This window comes from Acidobacteriota bacterium (assembly GCA_016208495.1).
Classification (GTDB): Bacteria; Acidobacteriota; Blastocatellia; order Chloracidobacteriales; family Chloracidobacteriaceae; genus JACQXX01.
This window is the reverse complement of the sequence record JACQXX010000118.1, coordinates 16,838-38,285: the sequence shown is the minus strand read 5'-3', so window position 1 is coordinate 38,285 and position 21,448 is coordinate 16,838. Positions and strand designations below refer to the sequence as shown.

Below are 21,448 nucleotides of genomic sequence, written 5' to 3'. Positions count from 1 at the left end.
ATACACGAAACACACAGAAATATAAAACCCTCAGCCCGATTTCTTCACGGCTTCGAGAATCACGTTCCCAAACCCATCAACCCGAAATGAAAATTTTGGGGGAATCACAATCGTAGTTTCCGGTCCGGTGATCAAAGCTGGGCCGCGACCAGTGGCTCCGGCTAAAAGCGCAGGCTGGTCAAAAATCGCGGTTTTGACTCGCTTGCCACCGAAATAAGCAGTCCCAAAGCCCGAAGGTTCAGCAATAAATTCTTGTATTTCAGTTACTTGTGGTAAGACCGGTTTTGAGGTCAATCCAACCGCTTTGAGCCGGAGATTCACAATTTCGACTTCGCGTTCTGGATTGGCATAGCCATAGGTTCTGGCGTGCGCTGCATGAAAGTCTGCTTCAAAGGCTTTGGACAATGAAATGGTCAATTCATACGATTGCCCTGTGTAGCGAAGATCAAGCACAAGTTCAAACGCCTGTTTTTCCGAGGTAAACCCTTCATCAGTCAAAACGTGTCGGGCCTGATCAATCAACGGATGGAAGCGACGTTCAAGGTCTGAAAATGGTATTGCCTGGGCTGGTACCAGGAGCGTTTGCGAGAAATCTTTCACTACATCGGCAAAGAGCATGCCCAGTGCCGATAACACTCCGGCCAGTCGTGGCACAATCACAGTCGGCATTTCCAGTGATTCCGCCACCTGACAGGCATGCATTCCACCCGCGCCGCCGAAGGCCATCAACGCAAACTGACGCGGGTCATATCCACGCTGAACTGAGACCACTCGAATGGCCCGCTCCATATTGGCATTGGCAATGCGAATAATCCCTTCCGCCAGTTCCGGAATGGAAATACCAAGCTTTTTGGCAAACGCATCGGCGTAGTGGCGAACCCGCTCCAGGTCAAGTTTCATTCGCCCGCCAAAAAAGCGCTCCGGGTCGAGTCGCCCAAGCAACAAATTGGCGTCGGTAACGGTCAGTTCAGTGCCGCGACCATAACAAATCGGGCCGGGGTTGGCGCCGGCGCTCTGAGGTCCAACCCGAAGCGCCCCGCCAGTGTCAACATAAGCAATTGAACCGCCTCCGGCGCCAACGGTATGAATATCAATAATTGGCAGCCGCACCGGGAAATCTCCGACCACGGATTCCATCGTGCGCGAGAGTTCGCCATCAATCAGGGTCACATCAGTTGAAGTTCCCCCCATATCAAACCCAATCACCTGTCCAAACCCGGCCAGCCGTGCCACTTCGCGCGCTCCGACGGCGCCGCCGGCGGGACCAGATAAAATCGTCTGAACCGCAGCGGTGCGGGCCGTGGCTGCCGAAATTGTGCCTCCGTTAGACTGCATGATTCGCAAGGCTGGAGCATCAGCCGTTTCAAGCGCCCCCAGTTTGGTTTCCAGCGAAGTCAAATAGCGCGACATAACGGGGCGGACATAGGCGTTGACCACCGTGGTCGAACACCGCTCAAATTCCCGATATTCAGGCAAAATCCGATGCGAGGCTGAGACCAGAAACCCTTCAGTTTCAAGATATTCCAGGACTTTGCGTTCATGGACCGGGTTGCGATAGGCGTGAAGCAAACACACCGCCACCGATTCCACACCCCAGGAACGCAGGGTTGTGGCGACGTCAGAAAAGGTTGATTCATCAAGCGGTTCCAGAATTGAACCATCTGCCGTCAGCCGTTCCTTGAGACCAATAACACAACCGGTTTGAATGAGGGGTTGCCGGGGTTTAACGAAAAAATTGTAGAGTTCGGGACGGGTCTGACGACCAATCAACAAGACATCTTCAAACCCTGCCGTCGTAATGAGCGCCACCGCGGCCCCTTTCCGTTCCAGCAAGGCATTGGTGGCCACGGTTGAACCATGCACCAGATCAACTGTTATGCAGTTTTCAGAACTTTTCCCGAGCAGGTCAACAACGCCCTGGAGAATTGCCCGCGACGGGTCATCAGGGGTTGAACTGACTTTATGAACCCGAAGGGCCGCTCCTTCAAGCAAAACAAAATCGGTAAATGTGCCGCCGGTGTCTACACCAAGTCGAAGGAAGGTCGAAGTGCGATGAAGAGCAGTGGGGTTGGTTGAAAAGGTCATAGATGTAAAATGGTCTGAACTTGGGTAAAAAGTCCAGACCATGATATTGAACACTGTGGGGTTGCGATCAGTTCTTTTCAAATTCCGACTTCGGAACCCCTGATTGACGGATAATTGATTGCAACGTACCAATCCGAAGTTCCGAATGATTTGGAATTGGAACGGTTATGGTTGATCCCTCTCCAACCTGTTTTTGCATCACGATATGGCTGCCACGTTGACGGATTTCAACAAATCCTCATTGAGCTAAAATTCTACAAACATCACGGCCAGAGAAAGTTCCGAGCTTACCCAACTGGCACCTCAACTTGTGTAATAAATATTTCAGAATGAACCCGGTTTTGGATTTCGTCTGGGTGAGCACATTCAAAAAACAGCGAGATGGCTTCACCTAGATTTGATCGAGCTTCCTCTATCGTTTCACCCTGGCTGGCAATGTCGAGTTCGGGACAGAGTGAAACAAAACCGTTGCCTTCACGCTCTATAATGCAGGTAAATCTCATAATCTGGGCTTCCTCAAAGAATCGTCTGGGGGTGCATCCTGATTGCACAATTTCTTACCAGTTAAACCCAAAATCAAGTCGGTAAAACCGCCGGTAATTGGCGAAGAAGGTCCCAAATTCAGGCCCGTTGATATTGGCAAACACGTTGCGTGGGTTGAAGTGGTTGGTGGCGTTAAAGATGGTGACTGTAAACTGCGCCGTGTATTTCTCCATGACCTTAAATTCTTTAGTCACAGCCACATCCAGCGACGCAAAGCGCGGGAACCGGGTATTGTCGCTATTGCGCTGGCCAACGTAGTTTTGCAGTTCATCACGCACTGAATAGGGGAACCCGGTGTGGACATCAAAGATTGGGGCAACCGTCAGGCCGTAAGGGAGCTTGAGACTGCCCCGCACCAGAAACCGGTTTGGCGCATCGGAAACCAGTTGCGAGTATTCATTAGGCCGAATAACCGGGTCGGGGAAATCACCGAAATAGCTGCCGAAGTTGTTCAGCTCGCCTCGCGCACGGCTGCGGATGTACGAAAAGGTAAGTTCACGGGCTGGATTCATCTTGACGTTGACGGTGGCCTCAAGTGAACGATACCGCCCACGTCCGTTGTTGTTGAGTACAATCTGGTTCCCCGTGTCAGTGGTCACCGGCGAAACATACAGGTCGTTGTCAGTCTTGCTATCCAGATAAGCCAGCTTCAACAAAATGTTTTGAGTCACTCGCCGGTTCAATTCCAGGTTGTAGGTCACATTGCGTGGTGCCGCAAAATCAACTCCGCTGTTCGGTTTTCCATTTGGACGCGCGGCCAGCACGTTTTGGAAGAACCGGGACGAATCAACCACGGTGGTGCCATCGGCAGCATACGTGGTCACCGTCTGCATTGGCGCATTGGTAAAGGTCAGGGCGTTGAGCGGAATCTTGTCATAAAACAACCCAACTCCGGCGCGAAAGACGGTATTTCCACTTTCAGTTGGTGAGTAGGAAAGTGAAACCCGAGGTGAAATATTGATCCCAGCCGTGGCCCGAACTGCTTCTGCCCGGAACCCATAGTCCAGGCTCAATTTGGGGTTGATCATCCACTGGTCCTGGGCAAAGGCCGCCAGTTCAAAATTGTAAGACCGTAAATTCCCAGGCTGTGTAAATTCAATCAACTGGGCCAATGTGCCGTCCATGCGGGTGACTGAAACCGGCTGGTTTATGGTGAGCGAATTGTTCCGGGTGTAGTTGAAATCAGCACCAAGTTTGACACGGTGGACACCAGCCGCCGTAATCGGAGCAAATTCATTGGTGGATCGAAGTTGATAGCGTTCCGTTAGCCGATCATCAAAGTGAAAGTAGTTTCCCTCACGAACACTCGGAGTCAAAACCAGCGGATCAAGTCCTTTGCCTTCGATCCGCGTGTCAAGCCGCTTGTAGGAGAAAATGGTTTCGAGCAGTGATCCGTTTGACAGAGTTAAGCGATCAATCAAAGCCACGGTCAGATCAGTTGGGCGACGATCAGGCGCGGCGGTTTGTGGCGTGAAGAAATCCAGCCCAATGTGCTTGTAAACACCTTTTGAAAAATTGATGGTGGCCGTCAGTGTCTGATTCGGAGAGACAAGATAATCAAACTGAGAAAAACTCCGGCCAACTTTGCGGATGATCTCGTTGTTGGGCGAGGCCAGTCCACGAACCGGTTTTTTGTCTACGTCATATTCCAGGCCCTGCGAAAAATAGAGTTTGTCTTTCAGAATCGGGCCTTCGAAATGTAACCGAGGCGAGAAGTTCGCCAAACCAAAGAGCTTACCGCCGCGAAATCGTGGTTCGGGAAAGAAATCATAGACTTCAGCCTTCCACTTTTCACCGCCACGCTTGGTTTCCACTTTGGTCACGCCGCCGGTAAACCGTCCATATTCAGGAAGATATGGGTTGGTAAAAACTTTGACTTGTTCAATGGATTCGAGCGGGATACTCAGGGCGAAATTTCCAGTAGCCGGATCGGTCGAGTCGGCATTGTTGACCAGCAACGCGCTCTGATCTTCACGACCGCCTTTAATGCTGATTTTCCCGTTCGGGTCGCGGATGACATTGGGGACAATCGGCAGCGCGGCGTCAAACGTTCGGCTCAGCAAGGGTGCCGTGCGAATGATTTGCGTTGTGACCTGGGCCTGCGGGGCTGCTGCCTGCTCAATCAACTTGTCGGATTCGGCGCGAACTTCAACCGTGTCTTCCGAAGTAATTTTCGGCGGCATCTGGATTGAAAGCGTCGAAATGGCCCCAGCCATCACCTCAACTTCGGGTTCGTTTAAAGGTTGATAGCCTTCAGCTTCAATGGTGAGGTAATACATGCCGGGCGCCAGCTCTGGAATGATGGCTTCGCCTTTGTCGTTGGTGATTTTTTGGTATGGAGTTTGGTTGGCGACTTCGACACCGGCCTGGTTTTTGATGAGTTTGACGGTGATGGTCGCATTTGGAACCGGGAGGTCTTTGAGGTCAATAACCTGGACTTTTACGCCGCCCTTGTCAATTTGAGGTGATTCATCAGCCAGGACCTGATTTCCAAATGGAGCGGCAATCCCTGACAGGATCGAAACAAGTCCAGCCAGGGCGATGACCTTTGAGGTCAAAGAACGGTTTTTCAAAAGAGCTTTCAACAAAAGAACAGATAATTTTGTTTTCATAGTAGATGGGTGGTGCGAGCCTGCAAAAAGTCAATCAGGTGAACCCTGGTCAGAAATTGAATTTGGTCCCCCTTGACTTCTTCCAAAACAACTGCCGAAACAGAAACGCGGCATTTTACAAAAGATTCGCACTCAGTGCGAGTTGAAATGCCTTCCCAAGTTGAGTCATTGAAACGTGGAGACTTCTGGCGAAAGCCAGCGTCCGGAGTGGAGTCCGGCTTAAAACCAACGCCATTTTGAGGTGATTGATGTGTCCCTGGTTGTTTATCGCCTGATTGAAATCAGGCAAATCATGCCGGGTATCATCGCTGATGATACGCAGCACGGCGACCTGCCGATTTGCCCGGAGCGCATTTTCCACCACGAAAAAACTTTCCATATCAATTGCCAGTGCTCGATATTCACTTCCGATCTGTACTTTCTCACTTGCGCGACACACCACTCTGGGCAAAGTCACACCTGCACCTTGAAATGTCCGAATTAAACCAGTCTCAAGGCTGGAAACTATTGACTCAGTTATAGAAGAAGTGGTTTTAATCTGAATATCTGGCTGAGCGGAAGCACGGCAGTGGGTATACAGTACCGCATCACCGACCTGACATTCCGATGAAAGGGCCCCGGCAATCCCGCACATCAAGACGGTTCGAGCCGGATGGTGCTTTAAAATTGTTCGTGACCGATGGGCTGCATTTTCCGGCCCCATTCCAGTCTGGACCAGGTCAATCTGATATCCAGCCAGCCAGCCGGTTCCCCGTTGTGGCCTCACTTTTTCCGGGTTCCATTGCCCAAGCATTGATGAGAGTGCCTGAAATTCCTGATCAGTTGCGACAAAGACGAGAAGCGGTGATTTGTACATGGTTTAGGGTTCTATTGAAAACAAATGACTTAGCTAACCCACGTTTTTGTGGGTAACAGGTAAAACAGCTCAAAACAGGCCATTTTTAGGGCTTTTGGACTCATTTTTGAGCTTACCCCACAAAATCCGGGGGGATTAGCAGGGTTCAGGGTTCGGGGTTTTCGAAACATGATTCATCAGCCATAATGTCTTTCTCAAATTTCAGTCCTGCCCCACGTGAAACTATTTATAATTCAAGTTCCCCAAAACCCTGAAACCCGAAACCCCGAACTCTTAGATTTTGCAGGTGTACCAATGCCCCGACCAATCACAGCCGTCATTGTGGATGATGAACGTCTGGCGCGAATGGCGCTCCGGATGCTTCTGGCCGATCACCCACACGTTCAGATTGTGGGTGAAGCCGCCTCCGTGCCGGAAGCCGCCGAAGTTATTCGGAAAACATCGCCCGAAGTTGTGTTCCTCGATATTCAAATGCCTGATGGAATTGGATTTGACCTGTTGAATCGGATTGATGGAACGTTCAAGATCGTTTTTGTGACTGCCTACGATTCATTTGCCATTCGCGCCTTTGAAGTCAATGCCCTCGATTACCTGCTCAAACCTGTTTCACCCGAACGGCTGGCCCAAACCCTGGCTCGTCTTGATACCCCACCATCTGATTCAGGTTCTGACCCCAACGCTGGTGCCGCCCCCGATTCCAGTAAATTCACCTATGACGACGCCGTCTTTCTCGCCTCAGGCCAGCGGCAACAATTCGTCAAAATCAACCACATCCAGGTCATCCAGGCTGAGCGCGATTATTCGCATGTCATCACCACTGATGGGCGGCGGGCATTTGTTCGCAAATCCATGACCGAGTGGGAAGAACGGCTGCCAAGCCGCCATTTTTTGCGGGTTCATCGCTCAATCATTGTCAATCTTGATTATGTAGACCGGGTTGAGCGATCACCGAACTCTTCATACTGCGTTTTTTTGCGTGGAGCTGAAAAACCGTTTCCAATGGGACGACGGTTTCTCTCGGTCCTGCGGGAACAAATTCGATAATACCAGTTTGTAGTCAGTAGTTCGTAGTCAGTAGTTCATCAACTTCTTTTGATTGAACTACTTGACTATTTTCTAATGCGGGGATTCCATTGCAAAATGGTATAAGCTCCCTTCTCTCCTAATATATTCCATTCTCATGAGGAACTACTTTAACTCCTTAAACTACAATAGTTTCCTTATGAGATGGTGTCTGATGGTGATACTGCTTTGGGGATCACCGCTGCTGCTTTTCGCGCACGTAATTCCTGCCCAATCCCCAACTTCGGTCTTCACTCTTCCGTCAATCTGGAAAATGAGCCCAGGCGATAACCCAGACTGGGCAAAGCCTGAATTTGATGATTCCGCGTGGGAACCAATCAATATTTCGAAAGCCTGGATTCAAGAAGAACATTCGCAATACGCCCACGTCGGCTGGTATCGAGTTACGCTTCAAATCAATCCAGCTTATTTTGAATCAAACTGCGGACTGGCGCTGAGTCCGGTGACCTTTAGTGGATATGAAGTGTTTGTGAATGGGAAAAAGGTTGGGCAGGTCGGCAAATATTCCCCATCCGGTCAGACCTCTGTCCCCACAACCACCATCTTTCCCCTATCCTCGGAAATCGTTGATCCCTCAGGAACAGTTGTCATTGCCCTGCGAACCCGGTGGGAAAAACCCTTTGCCAAAGCCTTTTACCGATGGCGGACTTTTCCAGCCCCAACCTGTCGGATTGGGGATTTCGCCTACCTGTCGCTGGACGCGCAAACCGGGATTCAACACGATCTGCTTCAGGATGTTCCGAGACTTTTTGTGGCGAGCCTCATTGCCCTGGTCGGTTTGTATCACCTTTTGTTGTTTGCTCAACGGCGACAACTCAAAGAATATCTTTGGTTTGCACTGATTACGTTTTCAATCTCCCTGGTTGCGATCAGTATTTCATTGTGGCCGGCTGAATATTTTTCAGTTGAGAAATTGATGGCGGGAACCCGTGTGGGCTCGTTCTTCGCCATTATTTTCGGGTTTGAATTTGCCGATAGTCTGTTTGGAACCGGAAGAAACAAATGGGTTCGAAGTATCCAGCGACTGCTGCTGGGGTGCGTGGTGCTGGTGGTGGTCTATCCTCCGATTGTCATGACCCAATTTACCAGGGTGTCATTGAGCTTCCCGCTGATTTGGGGAATCTGGTTTTCAACTGTGGTTTTGAAGAAAGCGTGGCAAGGAAACACTGACGCCCAGATTATCAGCCTTGGGATTCTCGGGGTGATTATCTCCCAAATCTTTATGATTGCTTCGCTTGAGGGCTACTTCTCGGCTTATCCGCCTGGTCCAATTGGGTTTCTCGCACTGGTTGTGAGCATGCTGATTTCGCTCTCAACCCGATTTAGCCGAATAAATGCTGAACTCGATGCCCTCAACCGACATTTGGAAGCCAAAGTCGAACAACGCACGCTTGAGCTGGCTGACGCCAACCATCAACTGGCTGCAGCCAACGCACTTTTGCACGATGAAAACCGACTGGTACGTGAACGCGAACTCGAAGCCCGAACCCATGCCCAACAGGCACAACTTCAAATGCTACGGTATCAACTCAACCCGCATTTTCTGTTTAATGTGCTGAATTCAATTGGGGTTCTGGCGTTTATTGACCCGAAACGAACCTTTCAAATGGTCACCGGATTGTCGGAATTTCTCCGCTATTCGCTTCAAACCACCGATATCACGCTGGTGCCGTTAAAGGACGAAGTCAAAGCGATTCGCCATTACCTGGAATTACAGCAGGTCAGGTTCGAGGATCGGCTTGAAATTCAGTTTGATATTTCGCCAGATTCGGAAAAGGCTCAATTACCGACATTTCTCATCCAACCGCTGGTGGAAAACGCAATTAAATACGGAATGCAAACCAGCCCCAGGCCGCTTGTGATTCGCATCTCGGCCCGGTATCGCAAAAAAAGATTGGAGTTGAGGATAGCCAATACAGGCCGGTGGGTTTCAACAGTAGATCGGACGATGTTTGAAGAAGGAACCGGGATTGGGTTGAGCAATGTCCAAACCCGATTGGCGAAAGGTCAGGTCAGGCAGGCTGATTTTCGAATTTTCAAATCGAGTGACTGGGTGTGGATTCGAATCCGGATCAATTCGTAGCCGCCTGCCCCCTGGTGAAATCCCGTGCCATCAACGCAGCCCCGATTTCGCCAGCATCGTCACCCAGTTGACCGATATGAATCTGGCAGGACGCAAAAAGTGGAGTAAAGGCCAGTTTGGAAACTTCATCCCGAATAAAATCAAGCAAAAATTCACCCGCCGCCATCACCGGACCACCCAAAATAACTTTTTCCACATTCAGCAAATTGACCGCGTTGGCCACGGCCATCCCGAGATAGCTGGCGGTTTCAATCAAAACCGTCCGCGAGAGTTCATCATTGGCAATCGCGGCTTTGACCACATCATCACAGGTCAGGCGACCACGCATTTTATCAACCAGGATAGATTGGGAAAATAAAGGCGACGTAAACAATTTTTCCCGCGTCCGACGAACGATATTTGGCCCCGACGCCACGGTTTCCAGACACCCGGAAGCCCCGCAACTGCACTCAAGGGTGTCGGTTCCGCCAATTTTTTGGTGGCCGAACTCACCGGCAAAACCTCTGACTCCGCGCTGGAGCTGACCACCTAAAATCAAGGCACTCCCAATTCCGCGTCCCAATGAAATGTAAAGGACATCATCGGCACCCTTTGCCGCCCCGCATTTCCACTCGGCGTAGGCAGCCATATTGGCGTCGTTATCAAACAAAACCGGGAGATTCAGGGCACGCTGCAGTTCTTCAAACAGGTTGATGGCTGAGATATTGACAAAATTGGTCAAAACTTCGATGTGTTGGGTACGGTAATCAACCAGTCCCGGCAACCCAATTCCGACTGACTGAACCGGCGAGTGGGCATGTTCCTTCATTTGATTGATGACCTGAATGAGCCCGGTGACCAGGGCACGGGCACTCCTGGTTTCAGTTGGGACACGGGTTTGACGATGAATTGCCCCCTGGTCATCCACCAGCGCCACCCGCGTCGAGCGCCCGATATCGGCTCCGACATAGAGCACGGAAGAAGTCATGGTAATCGTCCCCTGGGAAGAATGAAGAATTGAAAATGAAGAATTGAAAACCGTTCGTGACTTGAACTTTTATATAGTATCGAATTCCACCACGGACCGTCGTGGATTTTTTCTAGTCGGAAGAAAAAATATGGAATTGTTTGTGTCTTCACAGAAGCTGAGCACTCTCATTCCCCGTTTCATTCTTCATTCTTCATTCCGTAAATTTCGCCCAAAATACCGATCCCTTCCTCAGTTTTAGTCATCCAGATGGTTGATTGAGCCCCAATCAAAGGACATAAAGGATAGGGTGGAAGTCAGTTTCGTCATCGCGAAGGCTCGATTTGGGTGAAATTTGATTCAACTCAATGATCTGGTCACTTCTTGTTTACGGGCGCCGCCGCGACCTGGTCGGTACTGATCTTTGAGTAAGGTGTTCCTACTTTTGGGCAAAATTTAGGCAATTCTTCATTCTTCATTCTTCAATTCTTCATTCGGCCAATCAATGCCGCTGGAGCAATGGTGTGTGAACAATGGTAAAGGTCTGGGTTCCAAAGGGTTTGCGGCGGATTCGATTGATGGCCCAGAGGGCTTTGGCCTGGACTCCCTCGTCTTCATCCTGACGAAGCCGGTTTTCCAGTGGCGCCAGCGATTGCGGATCCGCAATCAGCCCCAGGGCCTGAACGGCTGCAAATCGGATGTTGGCATCGGCTCTGGACAGGGCTTCAACCAGATCCGAGCACGCCCGCTGGTCGCGAATATTGCCGAGTGCCAGGGCGGCCTCGCTGGCCACAAAGCTATCATCCGAAACCAGGGCTTCGAGCAAAATCGGCACCAGTTCACTACTCTGGATCCGACCCGCAGCCTGGACACCATACCGGGCGGTGCCCATATCCTGACGAGCCAGGGCATCTTCAATTTCGAGTGACAAAATCGGCGTTGCCCGGCGTCCGAAACAGGCCAGCGCATCGGCGGCGGCGGCTTTGACCAACTGGCTTCGGTCTTTGAGGGCTTCGGCCAGGGCTTCAATCGCTTTGGGATCGTTGGAAAACTTGAGCGCCGAAATCGCATCCATCCGCACGTCCTGATCTTCATCAGTCAGCAGGTCAAATGCCGAACCGGCTGCCTTCTTGCTTAATTCACTCACAATTCGCTGACACATCTGATCCAGTAACCTGATGGGATCATTATTATTTACATCAATTTTGCCAGCCCAAAGAATGTTTCCGGTTATGATATCAATCAATTGGGTCGTGACCCGCAGCCGATTGACTGAACCCAGGCAACTTCCAAGTAAGACCGCATCCACACCCAGATTGCGACCGACTTCGGTGGGATTGGTTTCTTCTTCAAGGTATTGCAACACCATGCTCGTTGGGCGAATGGTGAGCGATTTAAACTTGGTCAATTCGATGATCAACGCTTCCAGAAGCGAGACGCGTGCGCTTTCATCAATGGAGCCACCCAGATTTCGAAACGGAAGGACCGCCAGGGTTTTGTGCTGACCGGGAATCAGTGGGAAATCATCGTGAATCGAAAAGTCAGGCCCCTGGGCTGACCGTGATTCGCTGCTGGGGAGGAGTTGCTGGCTCGAATCGCGTTGGGGTGGCAGTTCAGCCGACCCACTGGCGCTGCTTTTGAAAAACACCCGTCGAATGGCTGGCGGCACCAGGCGATCCATCCAACCTCCAGCCCGGACCACCGGCGCAAATGGCTGATGCAGACCATCGGGAATCCCAACCCGACCTCCAGTCGTTGCCGTAATGTGCTTCAAATCAGTAATGAGCGCCTGCATGGATTGATACCGGCGATTTGGATCTTTGGCCATGGCCCGGGCCAGTAATTCCTGAAATCCAGGACCGGCCTTGGGGTTCAAATCAGCAATCGGCTTTGGCTCCTGATTGCAAACCCCATACATAATGTCAACGGTATTGCTGCCGGCAAACGCTTTCTGGCCCGTGATCATTTCGTAAAGCACCGTGCCAAATGAAAAGATATCGGATCTGCGGTCAAGTCGTTCGCACCGGGCCTGTTCCGGAGACATGTAGGAAGGCGTCCCCAGCGTTTTTCCCTGGTCCGTTAAATCTCCGCTCACCATTGCTCCCGAAGCAGGGCCGTTTGATTCATTGATATTTTTCGCCAGACCAAAATCAAGAACTTTGGCCTGTCCGCGCGGGGTAATCATGATATTTTGAGGTTTGATGTCCCGATGGATCACACCTCGATCATGGGCGCTCGCCAGGGCATCGGCGACTTGCAAGGCAATGGACAGAAAGGTCGAATTAGACAATGGTCGCCGATTAATGGCCTGCTTCAGCGTCTGCCCCTCGATGTATTGCATGGCAATGTAGTAATAGCCGCCGGTTTCCTGGATCTCATAGATGGTACAGATGTTCGGGTGATCCAGCGCTGAGGCGAGTCGGGCCTCGCGCAAAAATCGGCTTCGGGCTTTATCATTCCCCAGCAGATTTTGGGACAGAAGCTTGAGCACCACCGTCCGATTTAACTGGGTGTCCTGGGCCTTATACACCGTGCCCATGCCGCCTTTTCCAAGCGCTTCGACGATGCGGTACTGTGCGATCATTTTCCCGATCATCTGTTGTTCTCCTTTTGGTCAACCGTCAATTCAATCTTACTCTGTTGTAAAACCTGATAAGCAAGTGATATTCCACCTGAGGCAGTTCTTTGAATCGAGGCTGGAATTTTTCGTTGCTACACCTGACTGGGGTTGTTCAGATTCCTACTCACCACAAATTTCACTGACGGTTGACCATTTTCAGTTACAGACGATTTTGATTTTGATGGATGTACATCCACCCTGGATATTGGGTTGGTGGTTGCGTGGTGGCTGACAACGTGGCAAGTTCCTCAGAAGTCAATTGAATTTCAATCGCTTTTAAGTTGTCGTTGAGTTGTGACATTTTGTTGGCCCCGATGATCACCGAAGTAATCCCCTTCTGGGCCAGGATCCACGCCAGGGCCACCTGGGCAATGGTCACCCCTCGGTCTTTGGCAATGGCGTCGAGGGCTTCAACAGCATCATACCCGCGTTCTTCATCAATTGGAGGGAAGGCCCCACGGGTTCGTCGGCCACCGGTTTCGACCACGCCTTCACGACGATATTTCCCAGTTAAAAACCCACCTGAAAGCGGCGACCAGGGCAATACCCCGACACCTTCTTCACGGCACAGTGGAAGCAATTCGTGCTCGATGTCGCGCGCCACCAGCGAATAATAAGTCTGGAGCGACACAAAGCGGTCCCACCCACGCTCGCCAGCCAGAACCAGCGCCTTGGCCAGATGCCGGGCGGCAAAATTCGAGCATCCCAGATACCGAACTTTCCCCTGACGGACCAGATCTTCCAACGCCCGCAGGGTTTCTTCGAGCGGCGTGGCAATGTCCCAGCCGTGAACCTGATACAGATCAATGTAGTCAGTTCCCAACCGCCGCAGACTGCCTTCAACTGAAGATAAAATGTGGTGACGAGATAACCCAACGTTGTTGTGGTCGCTGGTGCCGGTGATGGCGCCTTCGCTCATTCCGGCTCGAACTTTGGATGCAATCAGGTATTTATCCCGACCAAGCCCCGTGTTGCGCAGGGCCTGGCCTAAAACTGTTTCAGATTCACCATAGGAATAAATATCGGCGGTGTCGAAAAAGTTCACACCGCCTTCAATCGCAGCCTTGACCATTTCATCGGCCCCAGCCTGATCAACCTGGGCAATGGTGTAAAAATTTGAGCCAAAGGTCATTGCCCCAAGGCAAACTTCAGAGACCTTCAATCCTGTATTTCCAAGTCGGTTGAATTTCATGCAAATCCTCGATGAACAAAACTCCTCCAGCGCCCACACGGCGTGGTTGTACCAAAGAACTGATACGGTGCGACTTAAAATGCACAGCCACGACAGTCACCAGGACGGACCGAGGTTCAAAAAGCATGGGTGCAAGGGAGGCTATTTTGTGAAGTAGGTTGTGTGAGATTGAAACGGCGGTTGAATGAGTGAAGCGTTTGACAACCGCTAGTTGCGCCGCGCCAATACTATTCAGAATTGATTGAAAAGGCTATGCCAATCAGAGTGAAGTAGCGAAGTATAAAGCGAATAGTGAGATAACGCGTGGCGAGTAGTCAGAAAAAGCCAGAGGAATCCTTACAGGATGAAAAAGTTAATTCACAGGCCCATGGCACTCGCTATCTCGCTATCTCGCTACTCGCTCTTTAATGACTTCTTTGGCCAGGGCAGTGTAACTCTGGGCAGCTTCGGAATCGGGAGCAAATTCAAAGATTGTTTGGCCTGAAAGAGCACAATTTCGTAAGGCAACCTGTTCTTTGACCTGGGTTTTCAGTAACCGGGCCCGTGAGGTGAGGTTTTCTTCGACGTGTGAGAGCACATCGCGGGAATGGGTCGTCCGAGTCACCCGAGTGGCAACGATTCCCAGAATTTTCAGATCGGGGTTGAGTTCTTCCCGAAGGTCTTCAAGGGTGTTGAGCAGCAGGCCAACGCCGAGCAGGGCGTAATATTCTGCCGCCATCGTAATCAAAACTTCCTGGGCGGCTGCCAGACAGTTGACCGTGAGCAACCCAAGCGACGGCGGGCAATCAATCAGCACAAAATCATATTCCTGGTTCAACTGCTGGAGGGCAGCTTTCAGGCGATCTTCACGCCGAGTTTTGGTGAACAGGACCGCTTCGGTCTGGGAAAGCAAAATATTTGAGGGCGCCAGGTCAAGTTTTGGACGCAGATTTTGAATGACCTCAGCCAGTTTGGCTTTTTTTTCCAGGACCAGCGATATGTCTTTCTCGATGGACTCTGCTGGAATCCCAAATCCTTCAGCCAGATGGCCTTGCGGGTCCATATCAACGAGCAGCACCCGTTTTTTCTGGAGCGCCAGCGCGGCTCCAAGATTGATCGTGGTGGTGGTTTTCGCCGAGCCACCTTTTTGGTTTGCAATCGCGATGATGCGCATTTTCATATCTTTTTCGAGTTCAGAGATGTCGCCTCAAGCCGCTCAAGATCAAATCGGCGTCAAGGAGACCGCACTCCAAAGGTATCTTTTTTTGATATTTGGGGAATGGATGGCTATATTGTCGCAACCTCTTCAAATAAGCCAATTCAAAAATGAATATCCTCAGCATTACACAAGTTACCAAATCCTTCGGGTTACAACCCGTCCTCGATAAAGTTTCCCTCGCCATCAATCTCGGTGAACGGGTTGCCATCATTGGCGCCAATGGCAGCGGAAAAACCACGCTCTTTAATATGATTTCCGGCGAAGTTGAGCCTGATTCGGGGGTTGTTTCGCTCCGGCGAGGCATTTCCGTCGGTGTGCTTCCCCAGGAACCCCAGTTTGACCCAACTGCCACCATCCACGATACCCTGGCCGCCAGCCTGGTCGAAATCCAGCAAGTCATCGCCGATTATCAGGCAATTACTGAACAAATGGCCGCCACCACCAACGAAACCGAATTTCTCAAGCTCCAGGCAGCTCACGATGAAATCGAACACCGGTTAGAGCACCTCGGCGGCTGGCAATATCAGCACCGGCTCGATATGTTGCGCGGGTACCTTGATATTCCAGATGACCAGAAACGGATGGGAGAACTCAGCGGTGGCGAACGCAAACGCGTCGCGCTGGCCTGTGCCTTCCTGCGCAATCCGGATCTGCTCGTACTTGACGAACCCACCAACCACCTGGATGCGACCACGATTTCCTGGCTGGAACAGTATCTCGACACGTACCCAGGTTCGCTGTTGTTGATCACCCACGACCGGTATTTCCTTGATAACATTGTGGATCGGATGGTTGAACTCTCCGGCGGCAAAGCAATTGGCTATAAGGGCGGCTATTCTGATTACCTGATGGCCCGGGCAGAGACCGAAGCCCAGGAAGCCCGGTCACACGCCAAATTGCTCAACCTGTTGCGACGTGAAGAAGCCTGGCTCCGCCGGGGCGTGCGGGCCCGCGGCACCAAATCCAAACATCGAATCAACTCTGTGCTCGAACTCCGCGAACAGGCCCGGCGCGAAGCCGAACTCAATCTTTCAGCCCATTACGCGATTCAAAAAAACCTGGGCAATACAATCCTGGAAACCCGGCAATTGACCGTAAAAATTGAAGACCGGACGCTGGTCAACAAGCTGGACTTCATTCTGAAAAAAGGTGAACGCGTGGCATTGCTTGGGCCAAATGGGTGCGGGAAGACTTCGCTCCTGAGGGTTTTGCTCAAACAAGCCGAACCCGCATCCGGCGAGGTCATCCACGGCAAAAACACCCGGATCGCGTATTTTTCACAGGACCGGGATGAACTGGAGACCCCAGACACCATTTGGAAATTCATTTCCGAAAATGCTGAATTTGTGAAAGTGAACGGCGAATTTCGCAATGTGCGGTCTTACCTGAGCGACTTTAAGTTTGCCAATGAGCGGCTCGATGTTCCGGTTTGTTCGTTAAGCGGCGGCGAAAAGACCCGGCTCAAACTGGCTAAATTGCTCCTGCTGGAAGCCAACTTGCTTGTACTTGACGAACCCACCAACGACCTCGACATTGACACCATGCAGTGGGTCGAAGAACTGCTCAATTCCTTTGCCGGGTGTGTGCTGTTCGTCACTCACGACCGCTTTTTCCTGGATAAAGTGGCCACCTCGATGCTGGTGTTTGAAGGCAACGGAGAGGTTGTCAACCATGCTGGAAACTATAGCCTGTACACGCAACTGAAATCGCTCCAGGAAGAAGACAAGGCAAAATCCCAAAAAGCCGAAGCCCAGGCCGCCAATCCCCAGCCGAAAAAGACGCCGAAACCAGGACTGTCTTATAAGGAAAAGCTGGAACTGGCCGCGCTTGAAAAAGAGATTGCCACGCTTGAGCAAAAAAAGGTTGAGATTGAAACGAAACTCAGCCAGCCAGCCGAGTTCGGGATTGAAAGCGACTACCAGTTGCTTTCTGACCTTACCGACGAACTGGCCGGCATCAACCAGGATCTTGAAACCAGCCTCGAACGCTGGATGGAACTGGAAGAAAAACGCCAGCAGGCCGGTTGATTTTCCTCTGTGTTCCTCTGTGCCCTCCGTGGTGAAAAAATAAGGCTCTCAAAACTTTGGTACTTGTTGAAAGGAATTGACATGCACGTAAAAGAACTTTTTGATTTGACAGGAAAAGTGGCCATTGTGACTGGCGGTTCACGTGGGCTGGGACGGGAAATCGCATTCGGTCTGGGCGAAGCCGGCGCCAAGGTCGTGATTACCGCCCGGCGGCAACAATGGCTGGATCCAACCCTTGAAGAATTAACCAATGCTGGCATTGACGCACTGGCGCTGGCCTGTGATGTCACCAATCCCGAGCATGCCAGACACGTGGTTGCCCAGACGGTCGAACGCTTTGGCCGGGTGGATATTTTAATCAACAACGCCGGAATTACCTGGAAAGCCCCGGCGGAAACCATGTCGCTTGACCGCTGGAATCAGGTGATGACGGTCAATGTAACCGGTGCCTTTCTGATGGCCCAGGCGGTCTATCCGGAAATGCTCAAGGTGGGCGGTGGAAAAATCGTCAATATTGCTTCGGTGGCCGGTCTGGCTGGTTCGTCTGCGGCAGTGATGGACGCGGTTGGATACAATGCGAGCAAAGGCGCCATGATCAGTATGTCGCGTGATCTGGCGGTGAAGTGGGCCCCCAAAGGAATTTATGTCAATGCGGTGGCGCCGGGCTTTTTCCCAACCCGAATGACCGAAGCCTTACTTTCTGAACATCAGGAAGAAGTCGAAACCGCCACGCCGTTGGGTCGCGTCGGTCAGGAAAATGAACTCAAAGGCGCCGTCTTGTTTTTAGCCTCTCGTGCTTCGGATTTTGTGGTTGGCCAGGTGCTGGTCGTAGATGGTGGCGCCACCGCCTGGTAAATCTTATGGACAGGCGGGTTATTGATTTTCTGATTGATCTCTGACAAACCAGCGCAATTGAGGTGATTGAGGTTCTCAACATCTCAGAATTTCTATGAAAAAACGAATCGTCATCCTTTTTCATGAGTTTCAGTATGATCGCTCATCACAGTACATGATTGACGAACTGGCTGAACTCTGGCGAGAAGAAGGAATGGAAGTCATTGAAATATATGGTGTTGACAGAGTTGTCCCGGCAGACGTCGTGATACTTCATATTGATCTTTCAGTTGTCCCGCCAGAATATCTCGACTTTGCCCGGCAATATCCGGTTGCGCTCAATACCGGGTTGACTGACATTCGAAAAACGACCGTCAGCCGCAACTTAGTAAAGTCCGGTGATCTTTATGTCGGACCGGTGATTGTGAAATCCAATTTGAACTATGCCGGAGCACCCGAACGAAAACTGAAAGAAGCTCAGCTCCGCCAATCTTCTTTTTGGTTGAAACGCCTCCAACATCGGATCTTCCCATTTCTGAAGAAGTCATCTGTGTTTCAATCAAACCTGGAGTATCAAATCTTTGATCGGATAGAGGATGTTCCGAGATCCTTGTTCAACAATCCTGACGTCGTGGTTGAAAAGTTTTTCACTTGCCGGCAGGAAGAATTGTATTGCATCCATAACCTGTATGTTCTAGGGAACCTGCGGACTGGGACCCGCCTGCTGGGACATCACCCGATTGTCAACGGTAGAACCTATCAACGCATTGACTATGTTGATCCGGATTCTGAAGTTCTTGAACAGTTCGCTGATGTTCATCTTGATTATGGGAAGATTGACTATGTGTTCCACGAGGGGAAAGTTGTAATTATTGACATCAATAAAACCGTTGGTGACAGCCGCAAAGTTTTCCAACGGACGCCGGAACTGGCCCGGTTCTACAAAACCCTGGCCGCCGGAATTCATTTTTATCTTGGATAGTTTCTTTTCAGTGGGCCAAACCAGCATTCAATCGTTCTATGAAATCACGAATTGCCATACTTTTTCATGAAAAAAATCGCGGCTGGCGAGTTCCTTACACCATTGACCTGCTGGCGGAGTTCTGGAAGAACGATGGTTTGGAAGTGATTGAAATTTACGGGGTTGATACTTTTGTCCCGGCTGATGTGTTGATTGTTCATATTGATTTATCAGTGGTTCCAAACGAATATCTGGAATTTGCTCGCCAGTATCCGGTTGCCCTTAATGCTGGGTTAGCTGATGTTCGCAAATCATCCTATAGTCGCTATCTGGTCAAAGCGGGAGACGGCTATCAGGGCCCGGTCATCGTCAAATCAAATCTGAACTTTGCCGGAGTTCCAGAGCGACTTCTTTCGCAAAGTGGCATTCCGCGACAGGTGGTCCGGCTCCGAAAATGGCTTGGCCAGCATGGTTTGCTGCCGGATGTCTCACCATTTCAGGCGCCGATGGACTATCCGATTTTTCCAAGCCTGAATGACGTTCCACAAAAATTTCGTGACAACCCACAAGTCATCATCGAGCAATTTCTACCCCAAATCGAAGATGGGCTGTACCAGATTTTCAACTTTCATTTTTTAGGTGACCGTTTGACCTGTGCTCGATTGTCTTCTCCGCAACCGATTGTGAATGGGAAGACCCAAATTCGCGCCGAATCAGTCGAGCCACACCCGCAAATTATTGAATTGCGGCAGCAAATGAATTTTGACTATGGAAAGTTTGATTACGTGGTGCGCGACGGTCAGGTGGTCTTGCTGGATGCCAATAAAACCATTGGGGCAAGCCCTAAATTTGCCCACAATCCAACGCTGACAAAAATGTACCGCTACCGCGCCGAGGGGATTTATTTTTATTTGAAATAATATGGAGTGCTCCGGCTTGACGTCTGGGGCTGAGGGTATCGGGCTAAGGGCTAAGAGAAATACAATATTTTCAATATTTTAGCCTTTGCATAATGTGAAGATTCCATTGCAAATTGGTATGACCGTCAACGAACTGTTTCCCAGTTTTGTCACCGAACTCGAACAACTGGTGTTACTGCTTCTACCGGATTTTGTGTCGGAGACAAATCAAAAACGCCAGTGAGTCAGTACCACCTGCATCAGTGGGTGGGCCGACTGGCTTCCAATCCCACCCGCTTATACCAGTTTGTAGTCAGTAGATCGTAGTCAGTAGTTCACTAACTTCAATTTATTGAATTACTTGACTATTCTCTAATACGATCACTTCATTCCAAAGTGGTAAGTACCTTGTCATAAGTTTCCTGAGATATTGGGTTTGGTAAGTGTTTGATTCTTTTCGTGTCGTTCGTGTGTTTCGTGGTTAAAATGTCTGGAAATTTTCGGTAAGGTACTTATCACACGGGTGGTACTGACAAGCCCTTTATTTTTAACACCGACTTGGCCTAACACAAAATCCGGTGTGGAAGCCTGCTTTGGCGCACCCATCGGAATCCAGGGACAGGCACGTTCGCACCCGGATGGGCGCTGGACCAACGTTTCAAACGCATCGGTGAACCGGTGGATACCAAACCAAACTCATCGTCCAGCCCCCATCTGGATGCGAAACGAATCGGACCGAAATTCGGTGGTGCGCCCAAATATGAATATTCACCACATACAAATCAAAAAAACTATTTCCACTCTTGCTACACGGAGACCGAGCCCCCAGGTTTTTGGTGCCGAGGAACATCAATTCAAACTCCACCCAGTTCTGACCGAACAAGAAATTCAGGAGTTTGAGCAGCACCACCAAGTTTCGTTACCTGAAGAATACCGCGATTTCCTCTTGCACGTTGGAAACGGAGGAGCCGGCCCAGCTTATGGGTTGTTCAAACTTGGCGAAATGGATAATGGATGGAGATATGCGAAATGGAAGGAAAATGACGGCTTCGTGGGTATTTTGGCTCTTCCCTTCCCACATACGGAAGCCTGGAATGATCTTCAGGAAGAACCTGACTATGACCTCGAAGATGACGATGAACTCGAAAGACAAGTGACCGCATTCGAAGCAAATTATTTCAACCCAAACCATATCAATGGAGCAATTCCCATCTGCCACCTTGGCTGTGCATATCGCCAATGGCTCATCATTACTGGTCCTGAGCGGGGGAATATTTGGTGCGATGATCGGACAGATCATAAAGGGTTATATCCATTACAGAAAGATGGTAAACCCCGCATGAAATTCATGGACTGGTATCTCACCTGGCTCACTGAAGTAACTGACAAAATCAGATTTTGAAAATAAAAATGCGTGCCTTGCCGAAAATTCTCAGAAGTTGTGAACCACAATACTTCAGAAATCCGCTTATCAAATTGTAGAGAGTATTTTCCAAACTCAGTGCCGTT

At 50.4% G+C, this 21,448-nt stretch carries 15 protein-coding genes and 1 pseudogene; 7 read left to right on the top strand and 9 right to left on the bottom strand.

The features are described from left to right. Nucleotides 1–30 precede the first annotated feature (30 nt). From HY774_24835 to HY774_24815, 5 genes and pseudogenes are all read right to left on the bottom strand, one after another. Complete coding sequence (locus tag HY774_24835; GenBank protein MBI4751721.1) at nt 31–2,085, bottom strand: hydantoinase/oxoprolinase family protein; 2,055 nt, start codon at nt 2,083–2,085, stop codon at nt 31–33. 67 nt (nt 2,086–2,152) lie between these two features. Continuing rightward, nucleotides 2,153–2,380 (bottom strand): annotated as a pseudogene (locus HY774_24830) (type II toxin-antitoxin system HicA family toxin). Then, entirely contained in the window at nt 2,373–2,588 is a 216-nt protein-coding gene (locus HY774_24825) for a type II toxin-antitoxin system HicB family antitoxin (GenBank protein MBI4751720.1), read from the bottom strand. Before HY774_24825 ends, HY774_24830 begins: the two are co-directional and overlap by 8 nt. Nucleotides 2,589–2,642: 54 nt before the next feature. After that, a complete protein-coding gene (locus tag HY774_24820; GenBank protein MBI4751719.1) occupies nt 2,643–5,201 on the bottom strand; it encodes a TonB-dependent receptor in 2,559 nt (852 codons plus the stop codon). A 154-nt stretch (nt 5,202–5,355) separates the two neighbouring features. Further along, nucleotides 5,356–6,096: a hypothetical protein gene (locus HY774_24815; protein MBI4751718.1), complete on the bottom strand. Its 741-nt coding sequence runs from the start codon at nt 6,094–6,096 to the stop codon at nt 5,356–5,358. 294 nt (nt 6,097–6,390) lie between these two features. Between HY774_24815 and HY774_24810 the strand changes: the two genes are divergently transcribed. Together HY774_24810 and HY774_24805 are read left to right on the top strand one after the other, a co-directional pair. Next, complete coding sequence (locus tag HY774_24810; protein MBI4751717.1) at nt 6,391–7,140, top strand: response regulator transcription factor; 750 nt, start codon at nt 6,391–6,393, stop codon at nt 7,138–7,140. 193 nt (nt 7,141–7,333) lie between these two features. Further along, entirely contained in the window at nt 7,334–9,262 is a 1,929-nt protein-coding gene (locus tag HY774_24805) for a histidine kinase (protein MBI4751716.1), read from the top strand. On the opposite strand, the gene HY774_24800 is transcribed toward HY774_24805, so the two are convergent. The 4 genes from HY774_24800 to HY774_24785 form a co-directional block, all read right to left on the bottom strand. After that, on the bottom strand, nt 9,252–10,229 hold the full coding sequence (locus tag HY774_24800; protein ID MBI4751715.1) for an ROK family protein: 978 nt from the start codon (nt 10,227–10,229) through the stop codon (nt 9,252–9,254). The genes HY774_24805 and HY774_24800 overlap by 11 nt on opposite strands. A gap of 481 nt (nt 10,230–10,710) precedes the next feature. Next, entirely contained in the window at nt 10,711–12,804 is a 2,094-nt protein-coding gene (locus HY774_24795) for a protein kinase (GenBank protein ID MBI4751714.1), read from the bottom strand. Nucleotides 12,805–12,988: 184 nt separating this feature from the next. Beyond that, complete coding sequence (locus tag HY774_24790) at nt 12,989–14,020, bottom strand: aldo/keto reductase (protein ID MBI4751713.1); 1,032 nt, start codon at nt 14,018–14,020, stop codon at nt 12,989–12,991. Nucleotides 14,021–14,405: 385 nt separating this feature from the next. Beyond that, on the bottom strand, nt 14,406–15,179 hold the full coding sequence (locus HY774_24785) for a ParA family protein (protein MBI4751712.1): 774 nt from the start codon (nt 15,177–15,179) through the stop codon (nt 14,406–14,408). A 146-nt stretch (nt 15,180–15,325) separates the two neighbouring features. Here HY774_24785 and HY774_24780 point away from each other — a divergent pair, with 146 nt between their 5' ends. The 5 genes from HY774_24780 to HY774_24760 all read left to right on the top strand — a co-directional run bounded on the left by HY774_24780 (nt 15,326) and on the right by HY774_24760 (nt 21,341). Next, nucleotides 15,326–17,245 (top strand): ABC-F family ATP-binding cassette domain-containing protein, encoded by a 1,920-nt coding sequence (locus tag HY774_24780; GenBank protein MBI4751711.1) that lies wholly within the window; start codon nt 15,326–15,328, stop codon nt 17,243–17,245. A gap of 81 nt (nt 17,246–17,326) precedes the next feature. Next, nucleotides 17,327–18,100: an SDR family oxidoreductase gene (locus tag HY774_24775; GenBank protein MBI4751710.1), complete on the top strand. Its 774-nt coding sequence runs from the start codon at nt 17,327–17,329 to the stop codon at nt 18,098–18,100. Nucleotides 18,101–18,194: 94 nt separating this feature from the next. After that, entirely contained in the window at nt 18,195–19,061 is an 867-nt protein-coding gene (locus HY774_24770; GenBank protein MBI4751709.1) for a hypothetical protein, read from the top strand. A 38-nt stretch (nt 19,062–19,099) separates the two neighbouring features. Beyond that, the gene (locus tag HY774_24765) at nt 19,100–19,960 is read left to right on the top strand and encodes a hypothetical protein (protein ID MBI4751708.1); all 861 of its coding nucleotides are present in this window, start codon (nt 19,100–19,102) and stop codon (nt 19,958–19,960) included. Nucleotides 19,961–20,699: 739 nt separating this feature from the next. Then, on the top strand, nt 20,700–21,341 hold the full coding sequence (locus HY774_24760; protein MBI4751707.1) for an SMI1/KNR4 family protein: 642 nt from the start codon (nt 20,700–20,702) through the stop codon (nt 21,339–21,341). Nucleotides 21,342–21,448 lie beyond the last annotated feature (107 nt).